The 11396-nt window shown below is 50.5% G+C and carries 12 protein-coding genes; 9 read left to right on the forward strand and 3 right to left on the reverse strand.

Annotation, left to right across the window (positions count from 1 at the left end; all coding sequences use genetic code 11):
* A partial coding sequence (locus ACXJJA_RS07415; protein WP_498038916.1) for a DUF499 family protein occupies positions 1-368 on the reverse strand: 368 nt, incomplete at its 3' end.
* 398 nt (positions 369-766) lie between these two features.
* On the opposite strand from ACXJJA_RS07415, the gene ACXJJA_RS07420 reads away from it, so the two are divergent.
* The 8 genes from ACXJJA_RS07420 to ACXJJA_RS07455 all read left to right on the forward strand — a co-directional run bounded on the left by ACXJJA_RS07420 (position 767) and on the right by ACXJJA_RS07455 (position 8809).
* Positions 767-2455 (forward strand): ABC transporter ATP-binding protein, encoded by a 1689-nt coding sequence (locus ACXJJA_RS07420; protein ID WP_456487576.1) that lies wholly within the window; start codon positions 767-769, stop codon positions 2453-2455.
* 8 nt (positions 2456-2463) lie between these two features.
* Positions 2464-2847 carry a CbiX/SirB N-terminal domain-containing protein gene (locus tag ACXJJA_RS07425; RefSeq protein WP_456487577.1) on the forward strand — a complete coding sequence of 128 codons (384 nt, stop codon included), beginning with the start codon at positions 2464-2466 and terminating at the stop codon, positions 2845-2847.
* A gap of 108 nt (positions 2848-2955) precedes the next feature.
* The gene (locus ACXJJA_RS07430) at positions 2956-4098 is read left to right on the forward strand and encodes an MFS transporter (RefSeq protein ID WP_456487578.1); all 1143 of its coding nucleotides are present in this window, start codon (positions 2956-2958) and stop codon (positions 4096-4098) included.
* Between the two features lie 253 nt (positions 4099-4351).
* A complete protein-coding gene (locus ACXJJA_RS07435; RefSeq protein ID WP_456487579.1) occupies positions 4352-5581 on the forward strand; it encodes an RNA-guided endonuclease InsQ/TnpB family protein in 1230 nt (409 codons plus the stop codon).
* Positions 5582-5856: 275 nt separating this feature from the next.
* Positions 5857-6072 carry a 30S ribosomal protein S17e gene (locus tag ACXJJA_RS07440; protein ID WP_456487580.1) on the forward strand — a complete coding sequence of 72 codons (216 nt, stop codon included), beginning with the start codon at positions 5857-5859 and terminating at the stop codon, positions 6070-6072.
* Between the two features lie 15 nt (positions 6073-6087).
* Positions 6088-6966, forward strand: coding sequence for a 4-hydroxy-tetrahydrodipicolinate synthase (gene dapA / locus ACXJJA_RS07445; RefSeq protein WP_456487586.1), 879 nt, complete (start codon positions 6088-6090; stop codon positions 6964-6966).
* Positions 6967-6988: 22 nt separating this feature from the next.
* Complete coding sequence (gene aroE / locus ACXJJA_RS07450) at positions 6989-7843, forward strand: shikimate dehydrogenase (RefSeq protein ID WP_456487581.1); 855 nt, start codon at positions 6989-6991, stop codon at positions 7841-7843.
* Positions 7844-7861: 18 nt separating this feature from the next.
* Positions 7862-8809 carry a carbohydrate kinase family protein gene (locus ACXJJA_RS07455; protein ID WP_456487582.1) on the forward strand — a complete coding sequence of 316 codons (948 nt, stop codon included), beginning with the start codon at positions 7862-7864 and terminating at the stop codon, positions 8807-8809.
* 79 nt (positions 8810-8888) lie between these two features.
* Here ACXJJA_RS07455 and polX read toward each other — a convergent pair whose 3' ends face one another.
* The gene (gene polX / locus ACXJJA_RS07460) at positions 8889-10631 is read right to left on the reverse strand and encodes a DNA polymerase/3'-5' exonuclease PolX (RefSeq protein ID WP_456487583.1); all 1743 of its coding nucleotides are present in this window, start codon (positions 10629-10631) and stop codon (positions 8889-8891) included.
* A gap of 35 nt (positions 10632-10666) precedes the next feature.
* Between polX and ACXJJA_RS07465 the strand changes: the two genes are divergently transcribed.
* Positions 10667-10846 (forward strand): type II toxin-antitoxin system HicB family antitoxin, encoded by a 180-nt coding sequence (locus ACXJJA_RS07465; protein WP_456487584.1) that lies wholly within the window; start codon positions 10667-10669, stop codon positions 10844-10846.
* 32 nt (positions 10847-10878) lie between these two features.
* On the opposite strand, the gene ACXJJA_RS07470 is transcribed toward ACXJJA_RS07465, so the two are convergent.
* Positions 10879-11396: hypothetical protein (locus ACXJJA_RS07470; protein WP_456487585.1), on the reverse strand; the 518-nt coding region annotated here is incomplete at its 5' end.

Below are 11396 nucleotides of genomic sequence, written 5' to 3' on the forward strand. Positions count from 1 at the left end.
GTGGATACTATAACAGACCGGGATTTTTTAGGTAATTCAAAATCCAATCTCCACCGCTTTCCCCACTCTTCTGCTAATGATGGGTTATTAAACAAATGGTAAAGAGTTATCAGTGAATGGGATTTACCAGAGCCGTATGGTCCCACAAGTAAGAACCCCCCTTGATGTGACCTTCCCGATAACTTCTCTTCTATCCTTTCAAGAGTTCTTTTTATTGCTGAAGAAGGATAGGTAATTTTCAGGAATTCTTCTGGATTGTTTTCAATTCGTTTCTCTTTTGAATCAACCTTATGCGTTTGTATTACTCCTTGAAATGTTCCTTCCAATACATCCTTTCTGGGTTTTAAGACATCTTTTATTTTATACATTTTAGATACACCTCCTTTTTAAAGAGGCCAATGTCGCCTAACTCGTTCATATACGCATTGCGTATATACTCATTCTGGATGCTCTTCACCTCCCAGCAGCGTTATCCGATGGGCTACAAACAAAATGTTATATATTCAAACCGATATTTAAATCCAACCCGCCCACCTCCGCCTGCGTTGCGCATTCCCCAAGGGGTCTTGTGAGCAACGGGAAGATAAAGAGGAAACTGCTGCACGATAGATAGCTCCAGCAAATTTTGCCTCAAATATTTTTCCTCATCAAACCTCCGATTCCTTTAAATTCACCTGCAGTGAAATCCGGTTATGCCTCCATCCGAGTGGTCTCTGAAGTGATGAGCTAAACGCTTTAAAGGGGGGAAACAGTATAAGATATTAGAATGAGCGACGTCGAACCCATTTTAGAGGTAAAGAATCTCAGGAAGAGCTACAAGCTTTCGACTGGTGAGTTCGTGGAGGCATTGCGAGGGGTTAGCTTTAAGGTCTATCCCGGCGAAATAGTTGGCATCATCGGGAGGAGCGGCGCCGGCAAGACCACACTCCTCAGAATTTTGAGAGGGGTCGAACCTTTCGACGACGGCGTCGTCCGCATCGCCGGCACAACTCTCACGCCGAAGTCTTCATTTCGGGATATTCAAGAGGTCAAGGACAAGACGGCAATACACTTGCAACGCTCTTTTGCGCTCTGGGCGGAGACGACGAAGGAAAATCTCATGCTACGGCTGATGGCGCTAGAAACGGGCGACGAGACAGCAGGACTCCCGCCTGAAGACGACCCCGACTACAAACGTTACGAGGAGGAAGCAATGCATCTCCTAAGACTCGTAGGGCTTGAGCACAAGGCAGAACAGGCAGCGCTCACGCTCAGCGGCGGCGAGAAGCAAAGACTGCTCCTCGCAAGACAGCTTGCAATTCGCCCCAAGATTCTGCTGCTCGACGAACCGCTGACGATGGTAGCGCCGGAGCAAAAACGGGAGAACATTGAAGTGATTCGACGCATCCACAAGGAATTGGGGATGACGACGTTGCTTGTGTCGCACATGCCGCACCTCCATGAAGAGCTTTCCGAACGCCTCATATGGCTTGATGATGGCAGAATACGAAAGGAAGGCGACGTTAAAGAAATAGTAGAGGAGTTTTTGGGCGAGCTTGAGCCGCCGGCGCCCCTGCCGCCGTTAAAAGAAAAGAAGCCGCTCTTCAAGCTCGATAACGTTAGCAAGCGTTACTACCATTACACGCTGAAGAAGCTTTTCGAGATAACGAATGTAGACCTCGTAGTGCACCGTGGCGAGATTCTGGGGATAGTAGGACCCTCAGGCGTCGGGAAGACCGTGCTCATGCGCATACTCGCCGGCATCGAGCTTCCGAACGAGGGGCATGTCCTTTATTACGAGGACGGCAGGCAGGTCGACCTCACGAGCCTCGGCATCCGCAGCGCATTGGTCCGCCGCAACATAGGCATCCTGCATCAAGAATTCGGGCTCACACATCACGCAAAGGTCGAAGACATAATACGAGGGCGGCGAAAATTCAAGAAGCTTACCGAGGAGGACATGCAGAAGCTCATGGAGCGTTTCGAGCTTACGGAAACACAGTTAGACTTCGTGCTACGGCTGGCGGACATGCCTTCTGGCGTGCGCTCTGGGATTCTCGACGAGCTGGAAATCCCAGAGGACGAAATCCTTGAAATATATGCGGCAATCCCGCAGGTGGAGTTAGATGTTAACGAGGTGCTTTCGATCTTCGAGTTCATGGGCTTGAGCTCCAAGATTCTGGGAAGGCGCGCCTACGAGCTTTCAGGCGGCGAGAAGATTCGAGTGGCGCTCGCGGTCGAGCTCGCTGCTCGCCCATCTCTGCTCATCCTCGACGAGCCCTTTGGCGACCTCGACCCCCTGACAGCACGCAAGGTCTCAAACATCATAAAAGACATCAACAAGACTTACAGAACTTCATTCGCCATCGTAAGCCACGACAGGGAACTTCTCGCAAACACCACCCATAGAATCATACTGATAAAGGAAGGCGTGCTCAGGGAGAATGTGAGCAGGGAGGAGCTTAGGAATATTTAGGTGATAAGATGTATGAGGACGTGGATTTGGTTTTAGTGGGGCATGGGAGCGTCCTACCATATAACGAGCAACTCTTGCAGACCTTCCGCAGGAAAGTAGAAGAGCGCCGCTTATTTCGCTCGGTCCGCATAGCCTTCCTGCAGAAGAACAAGCCCACGCTCGAAGAGACTTTGGAGGAGCTTGCCGTTGCTTCTCCGGGCGGGAAGGTTCTCGTGCTCCCCGTCTTTCTGGCGAGGGGCACGCACACGCTCAAGGACATTCCGGAAATACTGGAAAGCTACGGGGAGAGCTTGAGAATAATATACGGAGAGCCGCTCGGCGCCGACGACCGCATCATCGAAGTCCTCTTGGACAGGGCAAGAGCCACGCTGGTAGCGGCAGATAAAGCTTGACGCATTGTGGTAGCATTAGCTGCTTAGCCCCCACGTGCATATTGTCGGTGCGCAGGGCTTTTAAGGCGGCGGTTTAGAGGTTGGGGGTCTGGAAATCCGAGGTAGAGGATGTCATCAAAAAATCTCCTCATTTTATTATATCTCTCAGTATTTCTTGGACCTTTCGGAGGGAATACGGTCCTTGCATTGATTCCCTCACTTGAAAGATTCTTTAACACCGATATTTCGTTTATAGCAGCAGCTATTACGCTTTACATGATTCCATTTGCGTTCTTCCAGCTATTTTCAGGTGCAATTTCAGATATTTATGGGAGACGGCATGTCATCATCTTTGGACTTTTTACATTTTCACTTGCATCCCTATTCTGCGCATTTTCGAACAAAATAGGATTGTTTCTTGGCGCAAGAGCTCTGCAAGGACTTGGGAGCGCCTTTATCTCCCCAATCATCATGGCAATAATCGGCGACATCTTCCCATATGAGAAAAGGGGCAGGATAATGGGGGGATATAGCGCCTCGATAACAGCCGGGGTTGCTTTGGGACCATTAGTTGGAGGCTTTCTTGCGACTATTGATTGGAGGCTCGTATTTATGATGTTGTCCATGTTCGCTGCACTGTTGGGATTTATTTACATCCTTGCCTTCGAGGCTTTGGGTAGTACTCTAAGGCATAATGGCGGAATAGGAGAGGTATTTGGAAGAATAAACAGCGTGCTTAGAAACAAAGAGGTTTTGCAACTCTATTTGATGGGGTTCGTGATATTTTTTGGGAACATTGCAGCGATGACGTTCTTGTCAGATACGCTGAAGACGACGGTAAGTGAAGATAAAATAGGCATTTTATTGTCTACGTTCGGATTTTTGGGGATTGCGACGGCGCCGGTTGCTGGGTATCTCACGGATTTCATCGGTAGGAAGAGAACGTTATTTGCAGGACTGCTCATCATGCTCGGGGCGTTCTCAATATTTATGTGCGTGCATTCTTACGCATTATTTTTCATCCCTATCTCTGTTCTGGGCATGGGAAGGGAGATTGCTCTTACTCCGCTTAACACGATGGTCATTGAACGTATGCCAGAAGCAAGAGGGGCAGCCTCTTCAATATACAATAGCTTCCGTTTTCTGGGATACGGACTATCACCTGTGGTAACCTTACCTGTTTATTTACTTTACGGTCTAAATGGAATCCTCTTGTTGTGCATCTGTTTCGTGTTGGTGAATATTTTGATTTCAACGAGAGTTCGTGAATAATTGAATTCGAGCGTGTAACGTAACGTCAATGATTTTCGGAGGAACACGCCGCGGCGCTGGCTGCCTTGAAACTTTCTGAACAATAGTCGTGGCAGTTCCTCGCACCTAAGCCTTAGGTGAGGGCTTCCTGCTTCGGCGAGACGACTTGCCTCCTGTTACCAGAATAATGAGCAAGAAAGCTCTTGCCCTTTTAGGGTTGAGATGAATTGCATCCCAGACGAAAGATTTATTCTCGAAGTTGTAAAGAAATATATTGAAGAACAAAAGGGGAAATGAGATGAGAAGGACTAACATCTTCAAACTAAAACCCACAAAGGAACAGGAGAAAAAACTTTTCGAGTTAGCAGATAATTGCTCACGGTTATGGAATGAAATTAATTATAAGAGAAGACAATCTTTCTTTAGTGGAGAAATAGATTGGAACACCGATGAAGAATACAACAAGTACAAGCATCTAATAGGCTCAGCAACTGCTCAGCAAATCATCATAAAGAACAACGAAGCTTGGAAATCCTATTTTGCTCTACTGAAGCGAAAGGCTAAAGGAAAACTTCCAAAATATCAAAACGTAAGACCACCGAGATATTGGAAAGACCGTAAGAAAGGAAAGAGAGTGTTGAGAATTCTCATTCGTAATGATTGTTACAAGTTAGGAGGTGATGTGTTAAGGCTACCGCTTGGGTTAAGAATAAAATGGAAAGGCAGAAATAGGTGGAAAGGTAAACAAGGACGTTTAGAAATAGTATACGATGACTTATCCAAATCATGGTATGCCCTCCAACCTGTAGAGGTTGAACCTCTACATCAACCAATTGGAAATAAGAAGGCATACTGTGATTTGGGAGTTAGAGTTCCAATAATGGCAGAAATAGATGGCGAGGTAATAGGATTTAGAGGAAATTCTCTACTGGCAGACTGGTGGTACTGGACTGAAAAGATTGCCGAACACCAATCCGTGCTGAAAGAGACAAACGATAAGCACACATCCAAGAGGTTAAGAAAACTGTACAGAAAGCGAAAGAGAAGGTTCAGGCATGCGGTGAACACCATCGTCAGCAGATTCGTCGAGCTGTGTTATAGTAAGGGAGTTTCAGAGATCGTTGTTGGAGACTTAAACGGCATCAGAGAGAACAACTCAAAAGGGAAGAAGGCAAACTCGATGATACACAACTTCTGGAGTAATAAGTATTTGGTACAGAGAATCAAAGAGAAAGCTGAGGAATACGGCATAAAAGTGATTGAAGTGAACGAGTCTTATACTTCCTCAGTATGTCCGAGATGCCACTCAAGAAATGTATTCAAAAGAAAAAGATTGTTCAAGTGCTTGAACTGCGGGCTGGAAGCTCACAGGGATGCTGTTGGTTGTGTGAATATAGCTATAGGACACGCTCAGACCTCTTGGTCTGCGGGTGTCATTAACGAGGCGGTGGCACGCCCTCTGCTTCTCTCAGCAGAAGCAGGAACCTCACACGCTTCAGCGTGAGAGGATGTCAGCACCGCGACAGGAACACGGAAGCGATTCACGCCGGTCTATGTCGACTACCTTCCGTTTTCGGCAGGGTCGACTTTTCCTCGGGAGGATACCGTCGGAAATCTTATAAAGTTCCTCTCCGCCTTGATGTTAATTTTCCCATGTTGGAAATGAATACTTCCGCTACCTCCCTGCATCAGGAGACGCAGGAATTAGCAGCAACACTTTTTTAAACAAGGAGAGGCATAGTAGCGATTGCGGTATGTGCGTCGTGCGAAAGAGCATAAATGTGCGATGGGGTGGTCAGCATAGGAGCAATCAAGCCGACTTACATAAAGAGCATAGCAGAGCAGTTGTTACGTGAAGTAAATGGCTTCAGCGGCGATTTTAATGAGAACAAGAAGCTCGTGGAAGCCTACACGAACATAGAGAGTAAGGAGGTGCGGAACAGGGTCGCCGGCTACATAACACGCAAGGTAAGAAGAGGAATGGAGATGATTTAGGGGGATGTTGTTGTGTTGAAACTTGAGGGTGTATTTCCAGCTTTGATAACCCCGTTTACGAAGGGTGGGAAGCTCGACGAGGAGCGATTGCGGAGCCTCGTGGACTTCGTCGTCGAGGGCGGCGTCGCGGGTATAGTTCCATGTGGCACGACCGGCGAGTCCGCCACGTTATCTTACGAGGAGCACGAGCGTGTGATAGACATTGTCGTGGACTGTTCCAAGGTGCCTGTCGTCGCGGGTACGGGCTCGAACAGCACGAGAGAGGCTATAGAGCTGACGAAATATGCCGAAGATGTGGGGGCGGACGCTGCACTGCTAATCACGCCCTATTACAACAAGCCGAACAAGCGAGGGCTGATAGAGCATTTTAAGGCGGTAGCCGACGCTACGGAACTTCCGCTTGTGCTATACAACGTGCCTTCGAGGACGGGGCTGAACATGACGCCTGACGTTGTTGCTGAGCTTGCGGACGTCCCGAACATCGTCGGAATCAAAGAAGCAAGCGGCAATATCGGTCAAGTGGCAAAAATCATACGGGCAACAAGAGACAGAGACTTCGTAGTCCTTTCCGGCGACGATGCCCTCACATTCCCGATTATGGCGCTCGGTGGCAGGGGTGTGATCTCAGTAGCGGCGAACATCGTGCCAAAGGAGATGAGCGAGCTCGTGGCAGCGATGCTGAAAGGCGACGTCGAGCGTGCCAGAGAGCTGCACTTCAGGTTGATGCCGCTGTTCGAAGCTGTGTTCCTTGAAACGAACCCTATTCCTGTGAAGAAGGCAGCAGAGCTTTTAGGGCTTGCGAATGGCACGTTGAGACTCCCGCTTGCGGAGCTGAGCGAGGAAAACGTGAAGAAGTTGAGAGTGGTCCTGAAAGATTTGGGGCTGCTGAAATGATTCAATTTCCCTTTTTACTCTCATGAAAAAGGTTTATGGAGTTATAGGCGACCCCATAGAGCATAGTCTTTCGCCGGTGATGCACAACGCCGCTTTCGAGGCGCTCGGACTCGATGCTATCTATCTTGCGTTCCGAGTGCCGCCGCAGAATGTCGGCAATGCGATACGAGGCGCCGAAAGCTTGGGCTTCGGCGGGCTCAATGTCACCGTTCCGTTAAAGGAAGTGGCGATGCATTTTGTGAGACCTGACGAGCTTTCTAAACGGATTGGTGCGATAAACACTGTTAATTTCGGGGCCACGGAGGGCAAGCCGAACGCTTTCAACACGGACGGCATCGCTGCCGTTCGGGTTCTTAAAGAAAACGTCGGCAGCCTTGCCAAGAAGAACGTATTGCTGCTTGGTGCGGGAGGCGCCGCAAAAGCCATCGCTTTCTACCTGCGGGACGAGGGCACCAGCCTCGTAATCCTTAATAGGACGGTTGAGCGTGCAAGAGAGTTGGCGGCGCGCCTCCGCCCCCCGCTGGGGGACACTAAAATTGAATGGGGTGGGCTAGAAGAGCTCCCGACGAGGATTGAAGATGCGGACATCCTGATAAATGCGACATCCGTAGGAATGTATCCGAACGTCGAGGAAACTCTCGTCACCGCGGACCTGATGCATGGAAATCTCGTAGTCTTTGACGTTGTGTATAATCCTGTAGAGACGAGGCTTTTAAAAGAGGCGAAAAAGGCAGGTGTCCGCCGTAGGATTGATGGTGTGAAAATGCTTGTGTATCAGGGCGCCGAAGCCTTCAAAATATGGACTAAAATCTCGCCGCCGATCGACGTTATGGAAAAAGCGGTCCGAGAGAGATTAGGCGGCAAAATGAAAAAGTAAAATAACCTTGTCAAGGTCATGAGCTACGACGTTGTGGTCATTGGGGATGTTTTTTACGACATAATGACGTCACCGCTTGAGAGTTACCCGGATAGGGATACGCAAGTCGGCGTTGAGTTTCTGACGAGCCTTGGCGGTCAAGCCGGAAACTGTGCGGCGGCGTGCGCCTCCTTGGGGCTGAAAACGGCGTTGATATGCAAGGTGGGGAGGGACGAGCTTTCTACGCTGCTCTTAAGCGTCCTTGAAAGTTACGGCGTCGAATGCCTTGCGAGCGTTTCGGAGCGCTTCAAAACTCCCGGAATAACGGTCAGCATCGCGTTCAGGGACGGCAGCCGCACAATGCTCTCTTACAGGGGCGCAAACCTCGACTTCCAGCCTGAAGACATTAACTACGACGTTTTGAAGCGTGCGAAGTTCGTGATGCGGGCGGGGCACTGGAACACGCCCTCGCTTTTCGCTGCAAACAAGAAGATTCTGGAGTTTGCGAGGCGGGAGTGCGGCGTGCCGACCGCCCTTGATATAGGCTGGAGCGCATACCTCGGCTGGGGAGAGGACGCCCGCAATTCCGTTTTAAGCTTGCTACCGGAAACGACGTTTCTCTTCGTGAACGAGCGTGAGCTGAAAGCTCTGACGGGACTATCCGACGTTAAGGAGTGTGTGAGGAAGCTTTTAGAGTGGGGTTGCGAGAATGTGATTCTGCATTTAGGCGAGCGTGGCTCGGCATGGCTTTCAAAAGATTTGAAAGTCCATGTTGAGGCTTTTAGGGTAGGAGTGCGGCGCCCGACCGGCGCCGGCGACGCCTTCAACGCCGGCTTTATTTTCGCAGTTCTCAAGGGCAAGAGCCTCGATGAGTGTTTGCGCTTTGCGAACGCCTGCGGTGCCGCCCACATCCAAAAGGTGATGGACTATCCAACGTTAGAAGAAGTGAAAACGCTGCTGCGACTCGGAGAAGCGGTTTTAAGTTGAGTGCATAGCCTGTGCCGACAGCGAAACGACAAGCGTGAGTGCTGGGCGACTGTATAAAAAGCCTTCCTCGCCCGAGCCATTAAATGACCTTCAAAAGCTCTTTAAGTGGGAGCGTGTTCACGACATCTTTAGCTTCGAGCCAGCCACGACGAGCAATGGCGACGCCGAAGCTCATGAATTGCAGCTGCGTAGCGTCATGAGCATCGGTGGAAATCGCAATTTTCACACCATACTCCTTTGCGAGGCGACAGTGCTCGTCGTTCAGGTCGAGGCGGTTTGGATATGCATTTAACTCCAAAATCGTCCCGGTCTCACGGGCTTTTTCCATTATGGCGTCGATGTCAACGGCGTAAGGCTCCCTCTTCCCAAGGAGGCGTCCTGTCAGGTGCGCGATTATCGAGACGTGCTCGTTTTCCATCGCCGCCGCAATCCTCCGAGTCATCGCTTTTGCGTCGAGCGAGAATTTAGAATGAACGGCTGCCACGACGACGTCAAGCTCACTTAGAACGTCGTCGCCGAGCACGAGCTTACCATCTTCCTTTATGTCAACCTCGACGCCTGCGAGCACCCTAAAATGCAAACCTCGGCGCTCAAAACGCTCGTTCACTTCCTCCACCTCTGCAATTTGCCGTCGGAGTTCCTCTTCGGAAAGCCCGCCAGCAGTGCTCTTGGAATGGTCGCAAATCGCAACATATTCGTAACCGAGACCCACGGCGGAGAGCGCCATATCCTCAATGCTTCTAGCGCCGTCACTCCAGCTCGTATGCACGTGCAGGTCGCCCCGAACTTCTAAAAGCTCCAGAAGCCTCGGAAGCTTCCCTTCAGCGGCGGCTTTTACTTCGTTGCGACCCTCCCGGAGTTCGGGCGGGACGTAGCAAAGCCCCAAACGCTCGTAGATTTCTTCCTCGGTTTTTCCACGAACACGACGCTCAACGCCGCCTTCAACCTTGAAAAGCCCACGCTCGTTGAGTTTCATGCCCGCTGCGGAGGCAAGCGCTTTTAAACTGTTGACGTGCGCCTCCGAGCCTGTAAGAGTCAAGAGAGCGGCGCTGAATGACTCCAACGGGGCGATTTTGAGGCGAACCGGCACACCCGCAACGACGGCGGAGGCAGCACCCCCCTCTCCATCCAGATTTAAGTTTTCCACGCTGCCCAGCCTCGAAAACGCCTTGAAAAGGTCCTCAGGCTTGTCAGCAGCCACCAGGATGTCAATTCCGCTCACTATGTCTTTCATTCTGCGGATGTCGCCCGCCACCGCCGCCTTCTGAACGCCACTTACCTGTTTCAGCTCCTCCAGCAACCTTTCGGCGAGTGGCAACGCCCTCCAGAGGAGAATTACGCCTTTCTGCCTTTTATACTGCTCTATACCTTTTAAAATGCGCTCTTCAGCCTTCGGACCAAGTCCCGGAAGCTTGCGAAGTCTGCGCTCCTTCGCCAGCCGCTCCAAGTCTTCAACGCTTGAAATTCCGAAGTGCTCGTAGATTTTCGAAACAGTTTTAACGCCCAAGCCCGGAATTTTAAGCATTTCCAGTAAGCCTTCAGGAATGCTCTTCTTCAGCTCCTCGTGCAGCCGCAGTTTTCCAGTGCGGATAATTTCCTCGATTTTCTTCGAAATCGCCGCCCCGATCCCCGGAATTTTCGTAAGCTCGCCACGCTTTGCGACGTGCTGCAAGTCCTGCGTCAGCGACCCTATCGTCCTTGCGGCGCTCCTGTATGCTTTTATTTTGAAGGGGTTATCGCCTTTAAACTCGAGGATGTCGGCAATCTCGTCGAAGATTACGGCAATTTCCATGTTCGTCTTCATTCTCCCACGCTCGCCCACAATATAAAAATATTCGCACGAGTAAAAGAAAACGCATGAAGCTAACAGCTGTGACCAAGAAGCGTGGCGAGATTTACGTAACGGAGTGCGTGGAGCTGGGCGTGGCGTGCTGCGGCGCGACGCCCGAAGAGTCTTTCAAGAACTTGCAAGACGCCGTCCGTTTCTACTTGGAAAACGCCGCAAGATGGGCTAAGGAATACCAAACGCAAAATTAGACAACGCTAAAAAGAAAGAAAAAAGGAAAAAGTTAGAACGTAATGTCTATCTTCTCCTTAAGCCTGCCGTGCGTGATTGTGACAACGTCAGAGCCCTCGCCGAGGAGTTGTCCGATGCTGGCGTCCTTAACCCAGATGTAGATATGATAATCGCCGGGCGGCACGAGGCGGCTTCTGGGAATTCTCAGCGGGAGCATGCCGCTCCACGTGCGGTCGGCGGGATACCAGACGTTCTCGACCACTGCAAAAGTCCAACGCTCGCCCTTGTAGCTGAGGTCGATGCCAAAGTCTATAAAGTAGGGACCGCCGATGCTTTGAAGTTGCGTGTTTAGCCTGACGACTTCGCCGAGCGTGTAAACGTCCTCGTCTGCTGAAACAGTGATAATAAACGCAGAAGGTAGCAGTTCGAACGTCGCCTCGTCGATGTTGCCGTCCTCGTCTTCTACTTGCACTGTGTAGATGCCCGGCTCGGCGTCGGACGTGTCGAGCGTCACGCTCCACTCCCCATCTTGTATCTCATCAGTCTCGCTCTGTATCTTCTCATACGCAG

The organism is Candidatus Alkanophaga liquidiphilum (assembly GCF_053996935.1).

Excerpts from the sequence above, each read along its gene's own strand:
- aroE (WP_456487581.1), top strand. The coding sequence starts at position 6,989 with ATGAAAAAGGTTTATGGAGTTATAGGCGACCCCATAGAGCATAGTCTT.
- ACXJJA_RS07430 (WP_456487578.1), top strand. The coding sequence starts at position 2,956 with ATGTCATCAAAAAATCTCCTCATTTTATTATATCTCTCAGTATTTCTT.
- ACXJJA_RS07455 (WP_456487582.1), top strand. The coding sequence starts at position 7,862 with ATGAGCTACGACGTTGTGGTCATTGGGGATGTTTTTTACGACATAATG.
- ACXJJA_RS07465 (WP_456487584.1), top strand. The coding sequence starts at position 10,667 with ATGAAGCTAACAGCTGTGACCAAGAAGCGTGGCGAGATTTACGTAACG.
- ACXJJA_RS07440 (WP_456487580.1), top strand. The coding sequence starts at position 5,857 with ATGTGCGATGGGGTGGTCAGCATAGGAGCAATCAAGCCGACTTACATA.
- ACXJJA_RS07420 (WP_456487576.1), top strand. The coding sequence starts at position 767 with ATGAGCGACGTCGAACCCATTTTAGAGGTAAAGAATCTCAGGAAGAGC.
- ACXJJA_RS07425 (WP_456487577.1), top strand. The coding sequence starts at position 2,464 with ATGTATGAGGACGTGGATTTGGTTTTAGTGGGGCATGGGAGCGTCCTA.